This window comes from Enterococcus sp. AZ167, assembly GCF_051714025.1.
Taxonomy (GTDB): Bacteria; Bacillota; Bacilli; order Lactobacillales; family Enterococcaceae; genus Enterococcus_D; species Enterococcus_D casseliflavus.
This window is the reverse complement of record NZ_JBIORB010000001.1, coordinates 804,310-828,633: the sequence shown is the minus strand read 5'-3', so window position 1 is coordinate 828,633 and position 24,324 is coordinate 804,310. Positions and strand designations below refer to the sequence as shown.

19 protein-coding genes are annotated in these 24,324 nt (G+C 41.9%); 16 read left to right on the top strand and 3 right to left on the bottom strand.

The window, feature by feature from the left end:
- Positions 1–302 precede the first annotated feature (302 nt).
- The 4 genes from IGJ05_RS03890 (at position 303) to IGJ05_RS03875 (ending at position 4,272) form a co-directional block, all read left to right on the top strand.
- Complete coding sequence (locus IGJ05_RS03890) at positions 303–1,556, top strand: carboxylate--amine ligase (protein ID WP_016610145.1); 1,254 nt, start codon at positions 303–305, stop codon at positions 1,554–1,556.
- Positions 1,557–1,559: 3 nt separating this feature from the next.
- Positions 1,560–2,270 (top strand): amino acid racemase, encoded by a 711-nt coding sequence (locus IGJ05_RS03885; RefSeq protein ID WP_005225951.1) that lies wholly within the window; start codon positions 1,560–1,562, stop codon positions 2,268–2,270.
- A 113-nt stretch (positions 2,271–2,383) separates the two neighbouring features.
- On the top strand, positions 2,384–3,274 hold the full coding sequence (gene rapZ, locus IGJ05_RS03880; RefSeq protein ID WP_005225952.1) for an RNase adapter RapZ: 891 nt from the start codon (positions 2,384–2,386) through the stop codon (positions 3,272–3,274).
- Positions 3,271–4,272, top strand: a complete 1,002-nt coding sequence (locus IGJ05_RS03875) for a gluconeogenesis factor YvcK family protein (protein ID WP_010748165.1) — start codon at positions 3,271–3,273, stop codon at positions 4,270–4,272. Before rapZ ends, IGJ05_RS03875 begins: the two co-directional genes overlap by 4 nt.
- A gap of 128 nt (positions 4,273–4,400) precedes the next feature.
- Here the strand turns inward: IGJ05_RS03875 and IGJ05_RS03870 are convergent, their stop codons facing one another.
- Positions 4,401–5,588 carry an IS110 family transposase gene (locus IGJ05_RS03870; RefSeq protein ID WP_010748508.1) on the bottom strand — a complete coding sequence of 396 codons (1,188 nt, stop codon included), beginning with the start codon at positions 5,586–5,588 and terminating at the stop codon, positions 4,401–4,403.
- Positions 5,589–5,910: 322 nt separating this feature from the next.
- Between IGJ05_RS03870 and whiA the strand changes: the two genes are divergently transcribed.
- Positions 5,911–6,846, top strand: coding sequence for a DNA-binding protein WhiA (whiA, locus tag IGJ05_RS03865; RefSeq protein ID WP_081116840.1), 936 nt, complete (start codon positions 5,911–5,913; stop codon positions 6,844–6,846).
- 86 nt (positions 6,847–6,932) lie between these two features.
- Here whiA and IGJ05_RS03860 read toward each other — a convergent pair whose 3' ends face one another.
- On the bottom strand, positions 6,933–7,448 hold the full coding sequence (locus IGJ05_RS03860; protein WP_081116839.1) for a DsbA family protein: 516 nt from the start codon (positions 7,446–7,448) through the stop codon (positions 6,933–6,935).
- Between the two features lie 227 nt (positions 7,449–7,675).
- Here IGJ05_RS03860 and nifJ point away from each other — a divergent pair, with 227 nt between their 5' ends.
- The 4 genes from nifJ to glmM all read left to right on the top strand — a co-directional run bounded on the left by nifJ (position 7,676) and on the right by glmM (position 14,992).
- On the top strand, positions 7,676–11,359 hold the full coding sequence (gene nifJ, locus IGJ05_RS03855) for a pyruvate:ferredoxin (flavodoxin) oxidoreductase (protein ID WP_438725035.1): 3,684 nt from the start codon (positions 7,676–7,678) through the stop codon (positions 11,357–11,359).
- A gap of 268 nt (positions 11,360–11,627) precedes the next feature.
- Positions 11,628–12,509: a diadenylate cyclase CdaA gene (gene cdaA, locus IGJ05_RS03850; protein WP_005235688.1), complete on the top strand. Its 882-nt coding sequence runs from the start codon at positions 11,628–11,630 to the stop codon at positions 12,507–12,509.
- Complete coding sequence (locus IGJ05_RS03845) at positions 12,506–13,597, top strand: CdaR family protein (protein WP_081116837.1); 1,092 nt, start codon at positions 12,506–12,508, stop codon at positions 13,595–13,597. Before cdaA ends, IGJ05_RS03845 begins: the two co-directional genes overlap by 4 nt.
- Positions 13,598–13,636: 39 nt before the next feature.
- Positions 13,637–14,992, top strand: a complete 1,356-nt coding sequence (gene glmM / locus IGJ05_RS03840) for a phosphoglucosamine mutase (RefSeq protein WP_005225959.1) — start codon at positions 13,637–13,639, stop codon at positions 14,990–14,992.
- A gap of 291 nt (positions 14,993–15,283) precedes the next feature.
- On the opposite strand, the gene glmS is transcribed toward glmM, so the two are convergent.
- Positions 15,284–17,095, bottom strand: coding sequence for a glutamine--fructose-6-phosphate transaminase (isomerizing) (gene glmS, locus IGJ05_RS03835; protein ID WP_208773497.1), 1,812 nt, complete (start codon positions 17,093–17,095; stop codon positions 15,284–15,286).
- A 445-nt stretch (positions 17,096–17,540) separates the two neighbouring features.
- Between glmS and IGJ05_RS03830 the strand changes: the two genes are divergently transcribed.
- From IGJ05_RS03830 to yihA, 7 genes are all read left to right on the top strand, one after another.
- Positions 17,541–17,831 (top strand): hypothetical protein, encoded by a 291-nt coding sequence (locus IGJ05_RS03830; protein WP_005225961.1) that lies wholly within the window; start codon positions 17,541–17,543, stop codon positions 17,829–17,831.
- A gap of 31 nt (positions 17,832–17,862) precedes the next feature.
- Positions 17,863–18,894, top strand: coding sequence for a signal peptide peptidase SppA (gene sppA, locus IGJ05_RS03825; protein WP_081117328.1), 1,032 nt, complete (start codon positions 17,863–17,865; stop codon positions 18,892–18,894).
- A 2-nt stretch (positions 18,895–18,896) separates the two neighbouring features.
- Positions 18,897–19,727, top strand: coding sequence for an RDD family protein (locus IGJ05_RS03820; RefSeq protein ID WP_208773496.1), 831 nt, complete (start codon positions 18,897–18,899; stop codon positions 19,725–19,727).
- 37 nt (positions 19,728–19,764) lie between these two features.
- Entirely contained in the window at positions 19,765–20,712 is a 948-nt protein-coding gene (locus IGJ05_RS03815) for a hypothetical protein (protein ID WP_266166712.1), read from the top strand.
- A 119-nt stretch (positions 20,713–20,831) separates the two neighbouring features.
- The gene (gene tig, locus IGJ05_RS03810) at positions 20,832–22,115 is read left to right on the top strand and encodes a trigger factor (RefSeq protein ID WP_005225965.1); all 1,284 of its coding nucleotides are present in this window, start codon (positions 20,832–20,834) and stop codon (positions 22,113–22,115) included.
- Positions 22,116–22,341: 226 nt separating this feature from the next.
- Positions 22,342–23,586, top strand: coding sequence for an ATP-dependent Clp protease ATP-binding subunit ClpX (clpX, locus tag IGJ05_RS03805; protein ID WP_010748174.1), 1,245 nt, complete (start codon positions 22,342–22,344; stop codon positions 23,584–23,586).
- Positions 23,587–23,655: 69 nt separating this feature from the next.
- On the top strand, positions 23,656–24,240 hold the full coding sequence (gene yihA / locus IGJ05_RS03800) for a ribosome biogenesis GTP-binding protein YihA/YsxC (RefSeq protein ID WP_005225967.1): 585 nt from the start codon (positions 23,656–23,658) through the stop codon (positions 24,238–24,240).
- The last annotated feature ends 84 nt before the right edge of the window (positions 24,241–24,324 follow it).

The window sequence follows — 24,324 nt, the reverse complement described above, 5'->3', positions numbered from 1 at the left end:
AAAAGAGCACTCACTTTTTTACTTGTCTGTCAATAGGTTTCGCTAAAGTTTAAGGAAGCGTGAAATATCTGCAAATTTCATGATAAGGGCTTGAAATCAAAATTTTATTTGATAGAATAGCAATAGGTATACGTATATTCGCATTGAATAAACTGCCTATAAGTTCTATCCGTTCAAAGTGGGAGAAAGCAATCAAAGATAGATACTTTGATTGCTTTTTTCTTTGTGGTATTATAATTCTATTGTAATTAAACGAAACGAGAGAGGTCGTTTTTCGTATTCAAAAGAGAGAGTGATTTTTGATGAGTCAGGAAAATTTTCTTCCCATATTATTAGGAAGCGATATGAATGTTTATGGTATGGCCAGAGCATTCCACGAAGCATATGGCATTCAATCAGTTGCTTATGCTGGTGCGGAACTTGCGCCAACCCGCTTTAGTAAAATTGTTACAATCAATCAAGTGGAAGGTTTTGACCATGATCCAGGATTCACTGAGACGTTGATCAAGTTAGGTAAAAATACTTACAACGATCCTGCCATGAAATATTTATTGATTCCCTGCGGCGATGGCTATGCAGAACTGTTAGCGAAGCATAAAGAAGAATTGAAGCCTTATTATACCTTTATTGCCAATGACTATTCCTTATTAAAACGGTTGATCAATAAAGTCAGTTTTTACGAAGTTTGCGAGGAATATGGCTTGCCTTATCCTAAGACCTTCATTTTAACACCTGAACTGTTGACGGAAGGAACGTTCAAAGGAGAGCTGCCTTTTGATTTTCCTGTGGCTTTGAAACCAGCAAATAGTGTCGCGTGGCTGTCAGTTGATTTTGAAGGGCGCAAAAAAGCCTTCATTATTGACAATCGAACAGAATTTGAAGAAATCGTTTCTCGCATTTATCAAGCGGGTTATCAATATGAAATGATCGTCCAAGATTTTATTCCTGGCGATGACAGCAACATGCGGGTCTTAAATGCCTATGTTGATGAGAATCACGAAGTTCGCGTGATGGGCTTAGGTCATCCTTTATTAGAGGATCCAACGCCTGGAGCTGTTGGGAATTATGTCGTGATCATTCCAGATGAAAATGATCAAATCTATCAAATGATCCGTAAGTTTTTAAAAGAGATCGAATATGTTGGATTTGCCAATTTTGATTTGAAATATGATGCGCGGGACGGTCAATATAAATTATTTGAAATCAACTTGCGTCAAGGAAGAAGCAGTTTCTTTATTACCTTAAGCGGATTGAATCTGGCGAAGTTCATCACAGAGGATTTAGTCTTCGAAAAACCATACACAGAAACGGTTTATGGCAAAGCTGACGCACCTGAAGCGAAATTATGGCTAGGGGTACCAAAAAATATTTTCTTGACTTATGCAAAAGAAAATCCTGCGAAAGAACGAGCAAAAAAATTATTAGCAGAAAATCGCTGGGGAACGACTGTCTTTTACAAAGAAGACTTATCTCTAAAGCGCTGGATTCTATTAAAGAGAATGTTCCATCTGTACAACAAACGATTCAAAACGTATTTCCATACGAAAGAAGGCTAGAAGATGGAGAATTTTTTTAGTATTTTAGGCGGCATGGGAACGTTAGCGACGGAAAGTTTTGTCCGCATTTTAAACCGACGGACACAGACCCATAAGGACCAAGATTACTTGAACTATGTTTTATTCAATCATGCGACAGTCCCAGATCGGACGGCATATATTTTAGACAACACGTTAGAAAACCCTGTTCCATATTTAATGGACGACATCGAAAAACAAAATTTGTTAAAGCCAAATTTTATTGTGTTGACTTGTAACACCGCCCATTATTTTTTTGATGAGCTGCAAGCTGCCACTGAGATCGAGATTTTGCATATGCCTCGTGAGGCTGCGAAAGTCGTTTTTGAAAAAGGCGTCACTGGAAAAGTGGCCTTTCTTGGGACGGAAGGAAGTGTCAAAGCTGGTATCTATGAAAAAGAATTGCGGAAGTTCGGACTTGACGTCTATCTTCCAGAGCCGACGATCCAAAAAAAGGTCAATACATTGATCTATGATCGAATCAAAGAAAATGATCATTTGGATCAAGAACTTTACTTTGAGATACTGGAAGAAGTCACCGAACGTATCGGCTGTGAAAGCGTAGTGCTTGGATGTACCGAGTTGTCCTTGATGGATGAATTTGTGACTGATAATCCGTATCCAGTCGTCGATGCCCAATCGATTTTAGTTGATCGGACGATCGAAAAAGCATTGGCAAATCGCCAAGCAATCTAAAGCTGATAGCGACGTTAGCGGCATTTTTTGAGCTAACGTCTTTTTTTATGCCAGTGTTCCAATGATACGCCCGGCATGATATAATAGAGTTGTTTCAGAAAGGAGTTTTACCTATGACTGAAGTGGATCATTTAGAATTGGTCATTATTACTGGGATGAGCGGAGCCGGCAAAACGGTCGCGATCCAGAGTTTTGAAGATATGGGGTACTTTTGTATCGATAATATGCCCCCAAGCTTGATCCCTAAATTTTGGGAACTGATCAAAGAATCAGGAAAAGTGACAAAAATTGCCTTAGTTGTCGATCTGCGTTCAAGATCGTTTTTTGAAGAAATCCAAAGTATGCTGATCGATATTGAAAACACGAATTTTATCGACACACGGATGCTCTTTTTAGATGCATCGGACAATGAATTGGTGTCAAGATACAAAGAAACGAGAAGAGCACATCCATTAGCGATGGATGGCTTAGTTACGGAAGGCATTCGCAAAGAGCGAGCGATCTTAAACGATTTGAAGACGCGTGCCAGTATTGTTATCGACACAACGACGCTGACCCCACGGCAATTGAGAGAAAAAATCAATCAAGAATTTCGTGCTTCTCATGAGACAGGGTTTCGTATTGAAATACTTTCGTTTGGCTTCAAGTATGGCTTGCCGATCGATGCTGATATTGTGATGGATGTTCGTTTCTTACCGAATCCCCATTACATTCCAGAGTTGCGTCCTTTAACGGGTAAAGATGAACCCGTGTATGAGTACGTCATGTCTTTTCCAGAAACGGAAGAATTCTATCAGCAATTTAGTACACTGTTGCAAACGATCATGCCAGGCTATGTCAAGGAAGGCAAAAGCAGCTTGACGGTGGCTATCGGCTGTACTGGGGGCCAACACCGTTCAGTTGCATTATCTGAGCGCATCGGTGCGGTTTTGGCAGAAGACTATCGCGTCAATATTACTCATCGCGACAAAGATAAGCGTAAAGAGACGGTGAATCGTTCATGAAAATGAAAACGTACCGAATCAGAAAGCCGAAGATCGTTGTGGTAGGTGGCGGAACTGGGTTACCAGTCATCCTGAAGAGCTTGCGGAATCAGGGTGTCGACATCACAGCGATCGTTACGGTCGCTGATGATGGCGGTAGCAGCGGCGAAATTCGCAATTTGGTTTCCTCTATCTCGCCACCAGGGGATCTGCGCAATGTTTTGGCGGCTCTATCTGATATGCCGCAACTGTATAATGATATTTTTCAATACCGTTTTAAAGCCGAAGACAAATTTTTAGCCAATCATGCCCTGGGGAACTTGATTATTGCGGCGATTGCTGAAATGCGCAGCAGTACCTATGAAGCCATTCAAATTTTGTCAAAAATCATGCATATCGATGGACGAGTTTATCCTTCGTCAGATCTGCCATTGGTGTTGCACGCTGTTTTTAAAGACGGCACCGAAGCGGTAGGAGAGTCCAAGATCGCGGTTGATCGCAAAACGATCGATCGGGTCTTTGTTCGTAATCAAGAAAATAATGATGAGCCGAAAGCAGCTCGTAAAGTTGTTTCTTCAATTATGGAGGCAGATATGATCGTCTTGGGTCCTGGTAGTCTTTTTACTAGTATTTTGCCCAATCTCATGATTAGCGAGATCGGCCAAGCAATGTTGGAAACACAAGCTGAAACGGTTTATATTTGTAATATCATGACCCAAAAAGGTGAAACTGAACACTTTAGTGATGCCGACCATGTGCGGGTCCTGCATAAGCATTTAGGCAAACCCTTTATTGATACGGTGTTAGTCAACACCGAGAAAGTTCCAGAAGGGTATATGGACCCAGAGATTTATGATGAATATCTTGTACAAGTGAAACACGATTTCCAAGGACTGCGAGAAGAAGCCAGCCGTGTCATTTCAGCTGACTTTCTGGAGCTTAGAGATGGCGGAGTTTTTCATGACGGAGATAAAGTGATTGAAGAACTTCTACGTATCGTTTACGGGGCCAAAATCTAAGAAAGACTAACTATATAGAGTCAAGTGAAAATTAGCTAAATCAAAAAAATATTTTATAACAGTTAAGTCCAAAAAATGAGTACAACAAATAGACCTTTCACTATTAGATTTTTTTGATTGTTCAATAGCTAATCGGAAACAATCTTATAAGGTTCATTTTTAGTTAAAATAGCATGAATCACATAACAAAGCTTACGAGAAACAGCACCTAAGGCCGTCAGATGATGCTTTCCCTCAGAAATTTTTTTCTGATAAAACGCGCGAAAAACAGGATCACATTGAGAAGCAACTAGAGCAGCTGAAAACAAGGCTTTTCGTAAGTATGGAGATCCACGCTTGCTCATAACATTATGTGTTGCTTCGTATTGCCCAGATTGGGACACAGACGCGTCTATGCCAGCATAAGCAACCAGTTTTTTCGGATTAGAAAATTTGCGAATGTCTCCAATTTCACCAAGAATTGTCGCGCCATTTATAGGGCCGATTCCAGGGATTGTGAGAATAACAGAGTCTAAATTACTCATTATGCGCTTAATTTCTTTTTCAGTTTCTTTTACTTGGCTTTCGATGAATTTCAATTGTTCAATCATGGAGCGTAATTGAAATGTAAAAGCTTCTTGAGCAAATTTCACTCCAAAGGAGTTAGAAGCTGCTTGCTTCAATTGATCTGCTTTCTCTGGCTTTATTCGGTTCCTGCTTAACTCAGCTAAGTATTGAGCCAACGTTTCTGCCGAAATTTCTTCTAGCTCTATAGGAGAACTAAACTCAAGCAATAACTCTTTAGACGCTTTTCCGAAAATACCTTGTTTAGAAAAAATTGATGCATATTCAGGAAACACTTGATCTAGTACAGCTATGATTTTTCGTTTGAAGTCGCTTGCGGTACCTACTAAATAGGTTCGGTAACGTGAAAGTTGTTTTAACGAAAAAACATTTTCATCAGACAATACTGTTTCTACAAAGGAACCATAACGCATCAAGTCAGCAATCAAAACAGAATCAATAATATCATTTTTTCGTTTTCTGATTTCTGTTCCTTTGCGCCAGCCATCGGTTTGAAGAGGATTCACAACGTGAATCAAAAAGTCTGATTCGTGGAGGTATGAAAAGATGGAGAGCCAATAATGACCCGTAGCTTCCATTCCGACAATAAAGTCAGCGGGAGTCTCTGAATATTTTGAAAGCCGCTCAATCAGGGAATCAGCTCCTTCAGTAGTGTTAGGGAAAGAAAAACCTTTTAGGATCACTTTACCTTCTTCACTCATTAAAGAAGCCACGTGAGTTCGCTTGCCGATATCAATTCCTAAGAAGTACATACATTTGACCTTTCTAAAAAAATATTTTGGATTGAAACCCGCTCAACTGAAAAGCGTCACTACCTTGTACGAGATACGGAGTAAAGCAAAAACTTTCAACATCTAACTCATACGTAATCCACTTATCAGAGAGAGGTGCCAGTCTTTCGATTACGAGCTTCAAAACTCAAGGAGGCAACGGCATAGCCTCTCAATCCAATAAATATATTATCTCAAAATGAATGAGTTAATACCAAATTAAAATAACGATGGTTCATAGGGTTATCCAATCAAAACCGGAAGGTTAAAACCCTAACTCTAATATACAAGGAGGGATTTTTTTATGTCCTTTGCAGCAGAAGTAAAAAAAGAATTGACCGCATTAGAAGTTCATCGCGAACATGCCAAGGCAGAATTGGCCGCTTTGATTCGGATGAATGGGTCATTAAGTATCAACAACCAACAATTTGTTTTAAACGTTCAAACAGAAAACGCGGCGATCGCCAGACGCATCTATTCGTTACTAAAAGATCATTACGACGTGCGCAGCGAATTGCTGGTCCGTCGTAAAATGAAATTAAAAAAGAACAACGTTTACATCGTTCGTTTGAAGCAAGATACACAGCGCGTGCTTTTGGACTTAGATATCATGGACGGGCTGATGTTTCAAAGCCATGTTTCTGATGAGATCATGGGCAATACTCAAAAAATGCGTTCCTATTTACGAGGCGCTTTCATGGCATCTGGGTCCATCAACAATCCAGAAACCAGCCGCTATCATTTAGAGATCTATTCCATCTACGAGGAGCATAACCAAGATATTTGCGATATGCTAAACGCATATGGATTGAATGCCCGTCCATTAGAACGCAGAAATGGGTATATCTCTTACTTGAAAGGCGCTGAGAAAATCGCTGATTTTTTGACACTGATCGGTGCCACCAATTCCATGCTGAAATTCGAGGACGTGCGGATCGTGCGTGATATGCGTAACTCAGTCAACCGTTTGGTGAATTGCGAAACCGCCAATATGAACAAAACGATCGACGCTGCTTCGAAGCAGATCGACAATATCGAATTTATTCAAGATCGAGTTGGCTTGCAAGCTTTACCTGAAAAGCTGCAAGAAATCGCCGAATTACGTTTGGAACATCCCGAGATCAGCTTGAAAGAGCTAGGAGAAATGATTCCATCAGGAGCGATCTCGAAATCAGGAATCAATCATCGCATTCGCAAAATCAATGAATTTGCGGATCATTTGCGTGAACAAGTCAGCTAGTCGAATGGAATAAAAATGAATCAAAAAACAGGAGCCGATTTGACGTGGAAGTTCGCGTCAAATCAGCTCCTGTTTTTTGTTAGAGGTTATTCATTGATCAATGCAGTTAATTCCTCAGCAGAGATCGATTCATCAAAAATGTGCCCATCTAAGATAATCGTTGGCACAAATTGAATGTTGGCGTTTTTCGCTTCTTCCACAATTTCTCCTGCGATCGCAGGATGGTTTTGTTCAGATAGCCCTAAGGTATTTTTCGCATATTCTGCCACTTCAGGTAAAGATAAATGCCCCCATTCGTCTTGTGTTTGATAAATTTTTGTGATCTCAGCGATCGTTGCCTGAGGATCTGTACTGGAAACAAAGCGGTGCATCACATTGCCTCGTTGCAATGATTCTTTTTCTTTGTCGAATAATTTGATGACACGGCGTAGTTTCCCAGCTGCGACAGCTTCACTTAAGATCGGTAACGATTCTTCAAACCATTGCCGACAATAAGGACAGCGCAAATTCATAAATTCGACGATCGGTTTAGCGGAAGGGTCTCCGATTTGTATCCCTGTTACCGCATTTGTTTCCTGTGCTTTGATGATTGAAATATCCATTAAGATTCCTCCTTTTTCTTTTAGTTTACCGAAGTTTCTACTGAAAGAAAAGCCTCAGGTCTTTTGATTTAAGTCTGTGAAAAGAGGAGGAGAATGAGCTAAATACTATGTATTTCGTTTCACGAAATTAAGAAAAATCCCCTGACTGTGCTTTTATATTCCTTGATTTTCAGCTATAATGAATTGTGTTTTATTGTGCAAAATGATGATTAAAGGAAGTTATATAGATGAGAAAAAGAAAAACAATGGATGGCAATACGGCAGCAGCCTATATTTCCTATGCCTTTACGGAACTTGCGGCGATTTATCCGATAACCCCTAGTTCAACCATGGCTGAATTAGTGGATCAGTGGTCTGCTCAAGGAAAGCATAATCTTTTTGGCCAGCCGGTGAAAGTGGTTGAAATGCAATCTGAAGCAGGGGCGGCCGGTGTGGTTCACGGCTCATTAAAAACGGGCGCCTTAACGACGACCTATACGGCATCCCAGGGACTTTTATTAATGGTACCAAATATGTACAAGATTGCTGGGGAAATGCTGCCAGGCGTCTTTCATGTCGCCAGCCGAGCAGTGACCACCAATGCTTTGAATATTTTTGGAGATCATACCGATGTAATGGCCACCCGACAAACAGGCTTTGCTATGTTAGCGGAAAGCAGTGTTCAAGAAGTAATGGATTTAGCGCCAGTCGCTCATTTAGCAGCTATCGAAGCCAATATCCCATTTTTAAATTTTTTTGATGGGTTTCGAACCAGTCATGAGATTCAAAAAATAGAGATCTTAGATTATGAGGAATTGGCACAGTTGGTCAATCATGAAAAATTGACTGCCTTTCGACAAAAAGCCATGAACCCGAATCACCCGACGACGAGTGGAACGAATCAAAATCCTGATATCCATTTTCAACAGCGGGAAACGATCAATCAGCATTATCAAACAGTGCCTGAGATCGTTCGTTTTTACATGAAAAAAATCAATGCTTTAAGAGGAACCAACTATGATTTAGTGGATTATTATGGTGCTTCGGACGCCGAAGAAGTCATCGTTTCGATGGGGTCCTCGACGCAAACGATCCAGCAAACGGTGGATCATTTATGCGCTTCAGGCCGCAAGGTGGGGGTCTTGTCGATCCATTTGTATCGACCATTCCCACTAGAAGTCTTCTTAGAAAAACTGCCTGCTACCGTTAAAAGTATCGCTGTATTGGATCGCAGCAAAGAACCTGGTGCCAATGGCGAGTCTTTGCTTTTGGATGTGCAAAGTGCCATGTATGATGCAGCGATTCGGCCGACGATCATTGGTGGACGCTATGGTCTTGGGTCAAAAGATGTGACGCCTGATCAAATCGTTGCCGTTTATGACGAATTGCTCAAGCCAAAAGCGAGCCAAAAGAAACGCTTCACCATTGGGATCACGGATGATGTGACGCAATTGTCGTTGCCATCAAAGGGCACGCTAGATCTAACTGATCCATCCACCTTCCAAGCGAAATTCTGGGGATTCGGCTCTGACGGGACCGTCGGGGCAAATAAGTCAGCAATCAAAATCATCGGTGACCATACCGAAAAATATGTACAAGGCTATTTCCATTATGATTCGAAAAAATCTGGTGGTCTAACGGTTTCTCATCTGCGATTTGGGGATACCCCCATTCGTTCTACCTATTTGATCGAACACGCGGATTTCGTTGCGTGTCATACGCCTGCGTATTTGCATACGTATGATTTGCTGAAAGGACTCAAAAAAGGCGGAACCTTTTTATTAAATACGACCTGGTCACAAGAGCAAATCTTAAAAAATCTACCGAAGAAAATGAAACGTTATCTTGCTGAAAACGAGATTCGCTTTTATACCATCAATGCCATGCAGTTGGCAATGGAAGTCGGCTTAGGTGGGCGGATCAATACCGCGATGGAAACAGCCTTCTTTTACTTGGCAAACATCATTCCGACTGAGGAAATCTTGCCGATTTTAAAAGAAGAGGTGCTGAAAAGTTATCGGCACAAATCGATGGCGATCGTTGAAAAGAACCAAGCAGCCATCGATCGCACCATCGAATTATTACAAGAAATCCCTGTTCCAAGCAAGTGGGCAACGATCGAAGTACCGAAGAGGACATCCACTGCTACAACACAATTTGTGCGAGAAATCGTGGAGCCCATCAACCGTCAAGAAGGCAACCAACTAAGCGTGGGTACCCTCGTACGAAATCAAATGACTGAAGGGGTGATCCCTGTCGGGACAACAGCGGTTGAGAAGCGGGGCATCGCTGTTGAAGTGCCCGAGTGGCTATCAGATCGCTGTACCATGTGCAATGAGTGTGCTTTTGTCTGTCCTCATGCGGCGATCCGTCCGTTTTTGGCAGATGAAGATGAATTAACCGAAGCACCTGAAGGCTTTATCGTCAGAGAGATGCGAGGCGCGAATGGGCAAAAATATCGAATTCAAGTTTCCGTTGAAGATTGTACAGGTTGCGGCCTTTGTGTGGAAGCATGTCCCGCCAAAGGGAAAGCTTTGACGATGCGTCCTTACGAAGAACAAAAAGAACAAGCTTTAAATTGGGCTTTTGCGATGACTTTACGTCAAAAAGAAAATCCAGCAAAACCAGGAACTGTTTTGGGCTCTCAATTCAATAAACCTTTGTTGGAGTTCTCTGGTGCTTGTGCGGGCTGTGGGGAAACCCCCTATGTGAAACTATTGACCCAAATGTTTGGTGATCGCATGATGATCGCCAATGCGACCGGCTGCTCTTCGATTTGGGGTGGAACCTCACCAGTATCTCCTTATACAACCAATCACTTAGGACAAGGGCCAGCTTGGTCAAACTCGTTGTTTGAAGACAATGCCGAATATGGCTATGGCATGTTCTTAGCCAACCAAACCCGACGGGAGAAATTAGCGGCCCAGCTGCAGTCGTTGAAAGCCAATGTATCAGAAGAATTGCAGGCTTTGATTGATGATTGGGACCTTCATCGAGAAGAAAGTGCTGGGACGCAACAGCGAGCAGCAAAATTGATCGCCGCCTTAGAAGCTGAAGCTGCCACAACACCTCAGCTGAACAAAATCTTGCAGGAGAAAGATTTGTTTGTTAAGCCAAGCCAATGGATGATAGGCGGTGACGGCTGGGCATATGATATTGGGTTTGGCGGTATCGATCATGTTCTCGCTTCTGGTGCAGACGTCAATATTCTCGTGTTAGATAATGAAGTCTATTCTAATACAGGGGGGCAAGTCTCTAAAGCGACACCGACTTCGGCCATTGCTAAATTCGCTGCGAGTGGCAAGTTTGTTTCCAAAAAAGATTTAGGAATGATGGCGATGACCTACGGACATGTCTATGTCGCACAAATCGCATCTGGTGCAAATCAAATGCAAACGATCAAAGCCTTTGAAGAAGCCGAGCGGTTCCCAGGACCGTCAATCATCATTGCCTATACGCCATGCATCACCCACGGTCTTGCAGGCGGAATGCGTCAATCCTTGAAAGAAGCACAAGAAGCAGTTGCATCGGGGTATTGGAGTCTCTACCGCTATAACCCGCTGTTGACAGAAAAAGGGAAACAGCCAATGACACTCGACTTCAAAAAGCCAGCATTTGATCAAATGCCTGCCTTTATGCAGACACAAGTTCGATTTGCATCCTTGCAGTCTGCCAATCCGAATGCGGCGCAAGCATTGTTTGAAAAAACCGTTTCAGATGCGAAAACTCGTTTCTACAACTATGCCCGCTTAGCAGGTCAAGAAGAAAAAATACGAGCAAAGCTTGAAAAAAAGGTAAGTACTGATGCAGAACAACCAACGGCAGTAAAAACGGAGCGTGTACGAAGAGAAAAGCAGCCGTTAAGCGAAGAACAGCTCGCTGAAAGAGCAGCACGGCGTGCAGCGCGCGCAAAGCGCCGTCAGCAAGAGTAATCGCTCGCTGAGGAATGACCCTGAAAAACGGTTTGACCCGTTTTTCAGGGTCATTTGTTGTTTTTCCTAAGAAATGAGTGCAAGAAGCTCGTTTAGATGAAATCTTCTAAGACCTTTGACAAACAATGATTTCAGGATAATGGTAAACTAAGTAAAAGAGCTGTTTATTTTTTCAAAACTTTTTCATAAATTTGTTTTTTTTCAAATCTTTGAAGAGGTCCTATGTTATACTATTATCTGAAGTCTTAAGAATAAAGGAAGGCTGTTTATGTTGATAAATTTCAGGGATTTTTTTAATTTAGATTATTGGAGAGAATTGCTCTCATTTGATATATTTTCTTGGTCATTTTTAGTAAATGTTTTAGATGTGATCGTTGTTTGGTACTTGGTTTATAAGCTGATCCAGCTTGTGCGAGGAACAAAAGCGATCCAGTTGTTTAAAGGCGTTGGCCTATTCATTGTTCTAAGGTTTTTGGCAGGTATCGTAGGATTAAAGACGCTATCTTGGTTGATGGATCAAGTCATCACATATGGGGTGATCGCCGCGATTGTTATTTTCCAACCAGAAATTCGACGAGGGCTGGAGCATCTTGGCCGTAGCTCTTTCTTCAAGACTTCTAAGAATGAAAAACGACGGGATGAAGTGTTGGTCCAAGCGTTGGACAAAGCTGTTCAATATATGGCAAAACGAAAAATCGGTGCATTGATCACGATCGAACGGACGACGGGGTTAGAAGAATATATTGAAACGGGGATTCCTTTAGATGCGGATGTGACGGGCGAATTACTGATCAATATTTTTATTCCCAATACACCGCTACACGATGGTGCAGTCATCTTAAGAGATGATAAGATCGCTGTTGCTAGTGCCTACTTACCACTGTCAGAAAGTCCGCTGATCCCCAAAGAATTTGGGACGCGCCATCGAGCGGCTGTCGGGATTTCAGAAGTTAGTGATGCGTTGACCATTATCGTCTCAGAGGAGACGGGAGACGTCAGTATTACCCTGAATAATCGGATGCTTACTGAGCTTTCGCGACAAGAGTATCTCGACGTGTTGAATCGCGAATTAGTGCCAGAAGAAAAGCCTGGTAAACGCAACTTGCTGCAATCTTTCTTTGAAGGGGTCAACAAAGGAGGAAGAAAATGATCAAGAAAGAACGTCGTCAAAACGTATTTTATGGTATACTAGCGCTGTTCTTTAGTCTGGTTCTGTTTTTCATCGCCAGCGGATCAAGCCTGCAAGTCAACCTTGCAGGAACTTCAAATCCTTATGAGGAAGAGATCGATAATGTACCGATTCAGACCACCTATGACACAGATGAATACTTTATCCAAGGATTTGAAACAACAGTAGACGTGACTTTGTCTAGTCGAAATCGGGTGCAATTGAATGCTGAACGTAGCGAGGAAACGCGGAGCTTTCGAGTAGTTGCTGATTTGACTGGACTCGATGAAGGAACCCATGAGGTCCCTTTAGAAGTGAAAAATCTTAGCTCAAGTGTGACAGCCGAAATCGAACCCAAAACCGTCACTGTGACGATCGAGAAAAAAGTCACCCAAACGTTTACCGTTGAGCCAGTCATCTCGACTGATGGATCAACGAGTGGTTACGGCGTTGATTCAATGAGTGTTGAACCGCAAGAAGTAGAGATCACTACTGGCGACAAGACACTGGCAGAAATCGACCGAGTGATAGCGATCGTGAATCCAGATGATATTACTGGCGATTCGATCACGGTGGATGGAACGATCGAGGCTTGGGATAGTGAAAACAATCCTTTAGCGATCATTCCTGAGCCAGATTCGGTCGATGTGGCATTGATGATGGAAGCACCAAGCAAAGAAATTGAATTGTTTGTCACTCAACAGGGGACAACACCAGATGGGATCTCTCATTACATCTACCGGATGAGTAGTATCAGTGCGGTGCTAACAGGACCACAAAGTATTTTGGATGAGACCCAGCAGATCGGTGTCCCAGTGGATGTTAGTGAGATCACAACCACGACCGAACGGACAGTAACGATTCCAGTACCAGAGGGAACAACGATCAATCCAACAGTAGTGACGATCCAAATCACTCCGGTTGCAGAAACAACTACTGAGAATCAATCAAACAATGATGGCGATGAAGCAACGAACAGTGCGAATTCTCAAGCCAATTCTTCGACAGTCGACACGACGCAAGAACAAACAGAGAATTCCGCAAGCAGAACGACGACAAGCAGTTCTTAGTCGTTTGACTGTAGAGAATGAATAAGAGAGGTTATTAAAATGGGAAAATATTTTGGTACTGATGGTGTTAGAGGAGAAGCAAATAAGGAGTTGACACCTGAATTAGCATTTAAATTAGGTCGTTACGGCGGCTATGTATTAAGTCAACATGAAACTGGTGACCGCCGTCCCCGCGTTTTGGTGGGACGGGACACACGGATTTCTGGACAGATGCTAGAAAATGCATTGATTGCTGGACTATTATCTGTCGGGATCGAGGTATTCCAATTAGGTGTTATTTCTACACCGGGTGTTGCGTACTTGACGAAAGTGCAAAAAGCGAGTGCAGGTGTAATGATCTCTGCCTCTCACAATCCTGCACAAGACAATGGCATCAAGTTTTTCGGGAATGATGGCTTTAAATTAGTCGATGAACAAGAAGCTGAAATTGAAGCATTACTTGATGCACCGGAAGATACGCTTCCACGTCCTTCTGCCGATGGCTTAGGAACAGTGGATGAGTTTCCAGAAGGGTTGTTGAAATACTCTCAATTTCTACGTCAAACGATTCCTGATGATTTGGAAGGAATCACGGTGTGTGTTGATGCAGCAAATGGCGCAACAGCAACAAGTGTCAATCGTTTGTTTGCCGATCTAGAAACAGAATTCTTCACAATGGGGACGTCTCCAGACGGGTTGAACATTAATGATGGTGTGGGATCGACTCACCCTGAAGCGTTAGCTGAATTTGTCGTTGAAAAAGGGGCGGATGCTGGTCTTGCGTTTGATGGAGATGGTGATCGGGTCATCGCAGTAGATGAACTAGGAAACATCGTTGATGGCGATAAAATCATGTATATCTGTGCGAAATATTTAGCGGAGCAAAAGCGCTTGAACCAAGGAACGATCGTGACAACAGTCATGAGCAATTTAGGGTTCCATAAAGCAGTGGAAGCAATTGGACTGAAAGATGTCATCACACAAGTCGGTGACCGTTATGTCGTCGAAGAAATGCGTAAAAACGATTATAATTTTGGTGGCGAGCAATCAGGTCACATGATTTTCTTGGATTTCAATACGACAGGTGACGGTTTGCTATCAGGAATTCAACTATTGAATATCATGAAACAAACGGGCAAGAAACTGTCGGAATTAGCAGGAGAGGTAACGATCTATCCACAAAAACTTGTCAACATTCGAGTGACAGATAAAAATGGCGCGATGGATGTTCCAGCTATCCGTAAAATCGTGGAAGAGACAGAAGCAGAAATGAACGGCGAAGGCCGTATCTTGGTTCGTCCTTCAGGAACAGAACCATTGCTTCGGGTGATGGCAGAAGCGCCAACCATTGAAAAAGTCGATTACTATGTTGAAAAAATCGCAGCGGTCGTTCGAGAGGAAATCGGTGCGGAATAAATGAAAAAGTAAGACGATCAAAGATATCCTTTGGTCGTCTTCTTTTGTCTACTTACCAGCAAGAAGCCAATTGCGAATTAGAGAAACTTGTCAACGAATTTGTCGGCAACGTTTAACAGAGGAGACGCAGTGGGCAAGCCTTGCGAAGGATAGTTGCTTTTAAAAGTCTTTTCGGATTTGTTGTGCAGAAAATAAGAAAAAAAGAACCCCTATGAACGATCGAGTCATCGAACGAGGAGTTCTTTTTATTATACAGAAGATAACCAATTCGGTTTCAATCTTTTAAAAAACTTATTCAACGGTAACGGATTTTGCTAAGTTTCTTGGTTTATCAACGTCGAATCCGCGCTGTAAAGTGGCAAAGTAAGCCAGCAGCTGTGTTGGAACGACTGCCACTAAGCTTGTTACCAATGGGTGAACGTTTGGTAAAATGATTTGATCAGTCGCTTTTGCTAATTCTTGGCTAACGATCACAAGGGTATGAGCCCCACGAGATTCGACTTCTTTCAAATTGCCTCGCGTATGAGAGCCGGTCACTTTTTCCGTGATCACACCGATCACTGGTGTACCTTCTTCGATCAACGCGATGGTGCCGTGTTTTAATTCACCAGCCGCAAAGCCTTCCGCTTGGATATAAGAAATTTCTTTTAATTTCAATGCCGCTTCCATCGATACATAGTAATCATTTCCACGTCCAATGTAAAACGCATTACGGGTTTCGGAAAGGAAATCCTCAGCAAATTGACTGATAACAGCTTTTTCATCCACTAAAGCCTCCATTGCAGAAGCAACGATGCTTAGTTCATGGAAAACATCAAAGTCCAATGCTTCAGGAACAGCTTTTTCATCACCAATGGCTTTTGCTAATAACGTCATCACTGCGATCTGTGCAGTATACGCCTTTGTAGAGGCAACAGCGATTTCTGGACCAGCATGAAGCAATAAGGTATGGTTCGCTTCTCGAGAAAGAGTAGAACCAGCAACGTTGGTAATCGTCAGACTAGGAAGACCTAACTGGTTGATCGTCACTAATACTTGACGGCTATCTGCCGTTTCACCACTTTGTGATAAGAACAAGAAGAAGGGGTTTGCTGACAACAATGGCATGTTGTAGCCAAACTCACTAGATAAATGAACCTCAACAGGAATCTGTGTTAGTTTTTCTAAAATGGCTTTTGCTGCCCAGCCAGCATGATTGCTGGTACCACAAGCAATGATGTAGATCCGATCGCTAGCTAAAAGTTCGTTTTTTAACGCTGGATCGATCACTACTTCACCAGATTCTCCTTGATATTCTTGAATCAAGCGGCGCATCACAGTTGGTTGATCATCGATTTCTTTTAACATGTAGTAAGGGTATGTTCCTTTTTCGATGTCAGTCAGATCTAGTTGTGCTTCATAAGACTCACGGTACACAAGGTTTCCTTTTGGATCTTCGATTTCGATCGCATCGGCTGTTACGGTCACCATTTCGCCATCTTCGATCTCAACAAAGTGAGTCGTTTGATCGAGCATTGCTAAGGCATCGCTGCAGATGACATTGAACCCATCTCCCAAACCGATCAATAAAGGACTTTTGTTTTTGGCAACATAAATGGTTTCTGGATCATTTTTTTCTACTAAGGCAAAGGCATAAGAGCCGCGAATCAAGGACAAAGCTTTTTTAAAGGCTGCTTTGGTCGTGCTGTTGTCTTGCTCCTTCAATGCTTCAATCAAATGAACAACGATTTCCGTATCTGTTTGACCTTCAAATTGGTGGTTGCTTAAATATTCTTGATGAAGCTCTTCAAAGTTTTCGATCACACCGTTATGAACCAACACGAGTGCTTGGTTTGCTGAAGTGTGAGGATGAGCGTTCATTTCTGATGGCTTGCCGTGGGTCGCCCAACGGGTATGTCCGATACCGATCGTTCCTGTTACTTCAGAAGTCACTTTTTCTTCCAAGTTTTTGATTCTTCCTTGGGCTTTAATTAAGTGATCCGAAGTCCGATCAGCGACATAAAGACCTGCTGAGTCATAGCCGCGATACTCTAAGCGTTCCAATCCGTTCAAAATAATTCGTTCTGCATTTGATTTTCCTACGATTCCTACAATTCCACACATAATGATAATCCTACTTTCAAAAAATTTAGTTTGGCATTATGTATTTCTATCTGCGTAGCAAGTCTTTGTCATCACCTTACGATGAGATTTGTTCTTGCCTGTAGAGTGCAGTCCCTAGAGTCATCCGCCGAATGTTTCGATAAACTCTTTCCTCGTCATCTGTTTCCAGATCAGGCGCTATCCTTATTGGTCTATCTATCCTCCTTGTGAGATATTTTATAGAAATACAAGCAATATCATAATATTTATTCCTGTTTCTGTCAACTCAAAGTTATATAAAAATAATTGGTATAGTTATTGGTAAGGTTGATTTGAACCTGTTTAAAGGAAATCAAAACAGCTGACATAGCTTTGTCGAATAAGATTCCCAAGAAATTTCCTCATAAAGCTATGCTTTTTTTTTTAAGTTCGCTACAATAAAAAAGTAAGAAAGTGAGGGAATGAAATGCCAGAATTTGTAAATTGTATGACTTTTTCAGAGCTAAAGAAAATGGTAGCTGCGATAGAAAAAGATCCTAATGTCACAGATGAAACAAAGGTCATGTTGGATACGGGCTGGGACAGCTTGCAAGAAATTTTGCCTGGATCAGTCACCGTGGAAACCGCGCAAACATTCGAAGTCCAGGATGAACTGACAAAGGAATTTTTTGGTGGCTACGTCTTAGCTGAAAAAAGCGAGAAATTTGATGCGGTTGGAGACGAAGAAGCAGTGATCGTCATCAAAAATCTATACTAAAAATGGGAAAGGTGAAAAGTTAGGTGGGAAAATGAATAAAAGAAGATGGATCGCAGCGGCGATCGCAGCAGGGTTATTTATCTGCTCGGGGGTTTTTTCAGTAATCATAAATCGTCCAGAGCAAGAGGAAACTCAGACGCTACAAGGGTTAAATGCTTTGTTCTATGGAAGTAATGCGATCGAAGAGACAACGTTAGTTGCCGGAGATCAAGACAATCGTATTGTTCGCTTATCTTTAGAAGGAACCATCGCCAGCCGCTCCAGTGGTGGCTTATTCACAACAGAATCTTATGATCATCAGCGATTTTTAGAAGAACTACGGATGATCCAAGGAGATCCAACTATTGGGGGCATCTTGATGGAAGTCAATACCCCAGGAGGCGGCGTCTATGAAAGTGCGGAGATCGCTCGTGAGTTAGCAAAAATCAAAGAGTTAGGGATTCCAATGTATGTCAGTATGAAAAACATGGCAGCCAGTGGCGGTTATTATATCTCGGCAGGTGCTGATAAAATTTTTGCAACGGATGAAACCATTACTGGTTCAATCGGGGTGATCATGTCAGGGCTAAACTATGCTGGCTTATTCGAAAAGCTAGGGATCGAAGACAATACGTATAAAAGTGGCGCACTAAAAGATGTAGGTTCATCAACGAGAGAACCCACAGAAGCCGACAAGGAAGTCTTGCAGACCTATGTCGACAATGCCTATGGTCGGTTCGTAAAAATCGTAGCAGAAGGACGTGGCATGACAGAAGAAGCCGTTAGAAAGATCGCTGATGGCCGCATCTATGATGGGCAGCAAGCAGTGTCCGTTGGTTTAGTGGATGAAATCGGTTTTCCTGAAGATACATTAGCAGCAATGCAAGCAGATCTAGGCTTGGAAGATGCCGAGATTTTCAGCTATGATGTTTCATCTACTGGATTTGCTTCTACTTGGTTAGGTTCAAGTTTAGCCGAACTACAAGGATTAAAAGAATCAAACACAGAGCGAGTGATCCAATTGATGGAAAGCCTTGGAACCAGCGATGCTCCGAAACCTCTTTATTACTATGGAGGTGAATGACTATGACAGAGAAAAACAAGTATTCCGCTGGCACATCGTCAAGGGATGACAATCACACAAGTTCGTCAATCGATCAAAGGGAACAGCGGGAAACCTCGACACCGTCAACCAATCATACGGATGTGCAAACTGAAGCGCAGGTTTCAGAAACAACCGAACCAGTAACTGCCAACAAAGCGATGAGGAACACACAAGTAAATCATCCCGATGATTTTTACCAACAAGTCTTGACGTCTTTTAGGGAAGAAGAGTATACCCAAAGCGAGATCGAGGAAAAACAACAAGCCTGGCAACGGTATGAAGAACCTGAAAAACAGGCAGAAGACAAACGGTTCTTCAATGATTTTCCTAGCTACTTTTTTGCTGGGTTTTGGATTCGTTTCTTTGCTTATCTCGTTGATGTGTTGGTGATCCGAGCGATTACCCAAATAACGATCGGTAGTATCTACAATCTAGCGAATTTAACGGCAACCAATCAGCGGTTTGGCCTTTACAACATCTGTGCCTTAGCAATCTATCTAGGCTATTTTGTTCTAATGACAAAGCTAAATCATGGTCAAACGATTGGAAAAATGCTTTTTGGCATTCGAGTGGTTTCTTTTGTAGAGGAAGAACTCAGCTGGCAAACTGTGTTGATTCGCGAGCTATGCGGACGCTACGTATTACAATTCAATCTTTTCTTTTATCTCGGTTATTTACCAATCGTCTTTAATAAAAATAAGCAGCAGGCTGCGGATTATTTTGCAGAAACCAGTGTGGTGACCATTAATCTGATCAAAGCTTTCAATAAACAGGTGGATGCCAATCACGTAATGATTGGCGCACAAAACTAACTAGCAGATCAAGCAAGTAGTAAAGGAGGGATCGAGAATGGGTGAGACGATTGATTTCCCAGGACCAAATGAACGGCTTCGGCTGGCGGCAGAAAAAGCCTACCAGTCAAAGGAGTTTTTGCAAGCTTTTCGCCTGTACAATGAACTCTATCAAAAAAATGCCAGTTTTGAGATCAATCAATGGCTTGTTGAATGTCTGCAGCAGTTGAATGATTTTGCCAAAGCGTTAGATCTGGCGGAAGACTATTTGGATGATTATCTAAAAGAAACCGACGGGTATTTACAAATTGGTCATCTGCTGATCTTGGATGGTCAGTATTTAAAAGCTCGGCGCTGGCTTACATTAGGTAAAAAAACAAAAATTGCAAGCCGCTATCAGGAACAGTTAGCAAGTGAATTAGCAAAGGTAGAAGAAGTGCAGCAAATTTTAGGGCTGGAAGATTTTCATGGGAAACGCAAGCATTTACGTGCATTAGATGAAGCCAATCAACCGGTGAGTGCAACAGAATGGCACGTTTTTACCCAAGCCATTACCAAACCACAATTTGTCACGCTGATGCATGAAACGTTAGCTTCCATCAAAAATCCATATTTGCTGCCCAAATTAGTGGATGAGCTCGTGCGTCTTGAAGTGGACGAACCTCTTGAACTGATTGATTACCTTGGGAATATGCAGCAAATCGTTCCGAAAGAGTTAAAACTTTTGCAAGAAGATGCCGCTGTTAAAGCGATCCAGAAAGAGATTGACGAAACGATCGCCCAAGAAGATCCGATTTTAGCAGAAAGCATCTCAGCAGAAATCAATGATCATTTAGCCATCAGCTACCCATTTTTACCTGCAAAAGAGGAGGCAAAAGCATGGGTGGCAAGCTACATTGAAGATTATCGTGGGTTATTTGAAGAAAAAGAACAGCCAAAAGCAGCGAATGAAATAGAAGAACGCAAACGACACCTACGCAATATCCTACGATTGAGCATTCGCTGAAAGAAAAATTCGCAACTTTCATGGTAAAATGTTTACAATTAAACAACGTTAGTGTACTATTTAAAGGTATGCATGAAGCTATTTCATATGTAAATCAATTAATATTCGGAGGGAAATAAATGACTGCAAAATGGGAAAAAACAGGCACCAATGATGGTGTTTTGACATTTACGATCGCTCAAGCAGAAATCCAAAAAGGCTTGACGACTGCATTCAATAAAGTGAAAGGCAATCTTAACGTACCTGGCTTCCGTAAAGGGAAAGTTTCACGCCAAGTATTTAACCGTATGTACGGCGAAGAAGCGTTGTATGAAGATGCATTGAACGCTGTTCTTCCAGAAGCTTATGAAGCTGCTGTAAAAGAAGCAGGGATCGATCCTGTTGCGCAACCAAAAATCGACGTTGACAGCATGGAAAAAGGCCAAGATTGGGTTATCAAAGCAGAAGTTACTGTAAAACCTGAAGTAAAACTTGGTGATTACAAAGAATTAACAGTTGAAAAACAAGACCGTGAAGTAACAGAAGAAGACGTGGATGCACGCATCAAACGTGAACAAGAAGCACAAGCTGAATTAGTTATCAAAGAAGACGAAGCAGCTGAAAATGGCGACACAGTCGTTATCGACTTTGAAGGCTTCTTAGGGGAAGAAACATTTGAAGGCGGCAAAGGTGAAAACTACTCACTTGAACTTGGCTCAAACTCATTCATCCCTGGTTTTGAAGAACAATTAGTAGGAACAAAAGCTGGTGATAGCAAAGACGTTACCGTTACTTTCCCAGAAGATTATCAAGCAGAAGATTTAGCTGGTAAAGAAGCAGTCTTCAAAGTAACTGTTCACGAAGTAAAAGCAAAAGAACTTCCTGAATTAGATGATGAATTCGCAAAAGACGTTGATGACAGCGTTGAATCATTAGCTGAATTAAAAGAAAAATACCGTGCTGAATTGACTGAAACAAAAGAAAAAGCAGCTGAAGATGCAAAAGATGAAGCTGCGATCCGTCAAGCAGTTGAAAACGCAGAAATCGTTGAATTACCACATTCAATGGTTCATGATGAAGTACACCGTTCAATGGATGAATTCTTGAACAACATGCAACGTCAAGGAATCTCACCAGAAATGTATTATCAATTAACTGGTTCAACTGAAGCAGATCTGCACACACAATTTGAAGGTGAAGCAGAAACCCGCGTGAAAACAAACCTTGTTATTGAAGCAATCGCTAAAGCAGAAGGTTTGGAAGCAACAGAAGAAGATATCGAAAACGAAATCAAAGAACTTTCTGAAGCTTACAACATGCCAGTGGATCAAATCAAACGCGTCTTAACAGAAGACATGTTGAAACATGATATCACGATGAAGAAAGCAGTTGAACTTGTCACAGGTACTGCAAAAGAAGCGTAAGCAAAATGCTTAAAAACGGCGAACATCTAGCGGTGTTTGCCGTTTTTTCTTGGGAGTAAGAGGGGCTAGTTTAACAATTACTAACAAATGATAAGAAAACGTTAGGCAACGTAAAAAGAACTTTTTCTTTCAAAAAAGTTATGATATGATTGTTTAAGACTGCAAAGTTAGTAAACAAAATTCCACTCCTTTAAATAGGTTGGAAAATTTTCAAGGGGTGAACAGTATGTACGATAATACAAACGGTAATGAAGCTGTTCGTTGTTCTTTTTGTGGCAAAACGCAAGAAGAGGTGAAGAAGATCGTTGCAGGTCCTGGGGTCTATATCTGTAATGAATGCATCGATTTGTGTAAAGAAATCATTGATGAAGAGTTTTACGAAGAAGCAATTCGTGAATTTACCGAAGTGCCGAAACCGCAAGAACTACTGAATGTTCTCAATGAATATGTGATTGGACAAGATCGTGCGAAACGGACATTGGCTGTAGCGGTTTACAATCACTACAAACGGGTCAATGTAGAAACGACAGCAGAAGATGTAGAATTACAAAAAAGCAATATTTGCTTGATCGGACCAACAGGTTCTGGGAAAACATTTTTGGCACAAACGTTAGCACGTTCACTAAACGTGCCTTTTGCAATCGCTGATGCAACCAGTTTGACAGAAGCCGGCTATGTCGGTGAAGATGTGGAAAACATTCTTTTGAAACTGTTACAAGCTGCTGATTATAACGTAGAAATGGCAGAAAAAGGAATCATCTATATTGATGAGATCGATAAAATCGCCCGTAAGAGTGAAAATGTATCGATTACTCGTGACGTATCCGGTGAAGGCGTACAGCAAGCATTGCTGAAGATCCTAGAAGGAACGACTGCTAGTGTACCGCCACAAGGTGGACGGAAACATCCACATCAAGAGATGATCCAAATTGATACCACCAATATTCTCTTTATCGTTGGCGGGGCGTTTGACGGAATCGAAACCATCGTTAAAAACCGTTTAGGTGAAAAAACAATTGGTTTTGGCACGAACAATAAGCGCCTTGAAGAAGGCGAAAGCGTGATGCAGCAAATCATTCCTGAAGACTTGCTTAAATTCGGTTTGATTCCTGAATTTATTGGCCGCTTGCCAGTGATGGCTGCGCTAGAGAAATTAACAGTAGATGATTTAGTGCATATTTTGACTGAACCAAAAAATGCGCTGGTCAAACAATACCAAAAGTTAATGGCATTAGATGACACCGAGCTGGAATTTGAGCCAGAGGCTTTGCGTGCCATTGCTGCGCAAGCCATTGAGCGAAATACCGGTGCTCGTGGGTTGCGTTCGATCATCGAGAATATCATGATGGATGTCATGTTCAATGTCCCTTCTGATGAGTCGATCCAAAAAGTCACCATCACGGAAGAAGCGGCAAAAGGACTTGGTGAACCAAAAATCATTTACAATGAAGAGACAAAAAAAGCAGTCTAATCGAGACCAAGTCGGATAGTTTCATTGCTATCCGGCTTTCTTTTTGAAAAAATAGAAAGGAGCGATTCGATGAAAGTACATGATGCTGAAATCGTCATCAGTGCCGTTTCTCCAGCACAATATCCAGCTACACCTTTACCGGAGATTGCCTTAGCAGGCCGCTCAAATGTCGGAAAGTCATCCTTCATCAATACATTGATCAATCGTAAAAATTTAGCCCGTACCTCATCAAAACCTGGGAAGACGCAAACGCTGAACTTTTATTTGATTGAAAATACGCTGCATTTTGTCGATGTCCCCGGCTACGGCTATGCAAAAGTATCGAAAACAGAGCGAGCGAAATGGGGGAAAATGATTGAGACATATCTTGAACAAAGAGAGCAACTGCGTGCAGTCGTATCTCTTGTTGATTTGCGTCATGCCCCCTCACAAGAAGATATTCAAATGTATGAGTTTTTGAAATACTACGAGATTCCAGTGATCGTGGTCGCCACCAAAGCAGACAAAATCCCTCGTGGGAAATGGAACAAGCACGAAAGCATGATCAAAAAAGCATTATCCTTTGATCCAGCAGATACGTTTATCCTCTTTTCTTCCATTACCAAACAAGGAAAAGAAGAAGCGTGGAAAGCGATTGAAGCAGCAATAAAATAATTATCATTTAGGAAACCGAAGCAAGAAAGTCCTTTGCTTCGGTTTTTCTCATTTTACAGTGGAAATCAGCTGATTTAAGCTATT

Bases quoted from the DNA above. Each gene is read 5' to 3' on its own strand.
- IGJ05_RS03890 (WP_016610145.1), top strand. From the start codon at position 303: ATGAGTCAGGAAAATTTTCTTCCCATATTATTAGGAAGCGATATGAAT.
- IGJ05_RS03885 (WP_005225951.1), top strand. From the start codon at position 1,560: ATGGAGAATTTTTTTAGTATTTTAGGCGGCATGGGAACGTTAGCGACG.
- rapZ (WP_005225952.1), top strand. From the start codon at position 2,384: ATGACTGAAGTGGATCATTTAGAATTGGTCATTATTACTGGGATGAGC.
- IGJ05_RS03875 (WP_010748165.1), top strand. From the start codon at position 3,271: ATGAAAATGAAAACGTACCGAATCAGAAAGCCGAAGATCGTTGTGGTA.
- IGJ05_RS03870 (WP_010748508.1), bottom strand. From the start codon at position 5,588: ATGTACTTCTTAGGAATTGATATCGGCAAGCGAACTCACGTGGCTTCT.
- whiA (WP_081116840.1), top strand. From the start codon at position 5,911: ATGTCCTTTGCAGCAGAAGTAAAAAAAGAATTGACCGCATTAGAAGTT.
- IGJ05_RS03860 (WP_081116839.1), bottom strand. From the start codon at position 7,448: ATGGATATTTCAATCATCAAAGCACAGGAAACAAATGCGGTAACAGGG.
- nifJ (WP_438725035.1), top strand. From the start codon at position 7,676: ATGAGAAAAAGAAAAACAATGGATGGCAATACGGCAGCAGCCTATATT.
- cdaA (WP_005235688.1), top strand. From the start codon at position 11,628: ATGTTGATAAATTTCAGGGATTTTTTTAATTTAGATTATTGGAGAGAA.
- IGJ05_RS03845 (WP_081116837.1), top strand. From the start codon at position 12,506: ATGATCAAGAAAGAACGTCGTCAAAACGTATTTTATGGTATACTAGCG.
- glmM (WP_005225959.1), top strand. From the start codon at position 13,637: ATGGGAAAATATTTTGGTACTGATGGTGTTAGAGGAGAAGCAAATAAG.
- glmS (WP_208773497.1), bottom strand. From the start codon at position 17,095: ATGTGTGGAATTGTAGGAATCGTAGGAAAATCAAATGCAGAACGAATT.
- IGJ05_RS03830 (WP_005225961.1), top strand. From the start codon at position 17,541: ATGCCAGAATTTGTAAATTGTATGACTTTTTCAGAGCTAAAGAAAATG.
- sppA (WP_081117328.1), top strand. From the start codon at position 17,863: ATGAATAAAAGAAGATGGATCGCAGCGGCGATCGCAGCAGGGTTATTT.
- IGJ05_RS03820 (WP_208773496.1), top strand. From the start codon at position 18,897: ATGACAGAGAAAAACAAGTATTCCGCTGGCACATCGTCAAGGGATGAC.
- IGJ05_RS03815 (WP_266166712.1), top strand. From the start codon at position 19,765: ATGGGTGAGACGATTGATTTCCCAGGACCAAATGAACGGCTTCGGCTG.
- tig (WP_005225965.1), top strand. From the start codon at position 20,832: ATGACTGCAAAATGGGAAAAAACAGGCACCAATGATGGTGTTTTGACA.
- clpX (WP_010748174.1), top strand. From the start codon at position 22,342: ATGTACGATAATACAAACGGTAATGAAGCTGTTCGTTGTTCTTTTTGT.
- yihA (WP_005225967.1), top strand. From the start codon at position 23,656: ATGAAAGTACATGATGCTGAAATCGTCATCAGTGCCGTTTCTCCAGCA.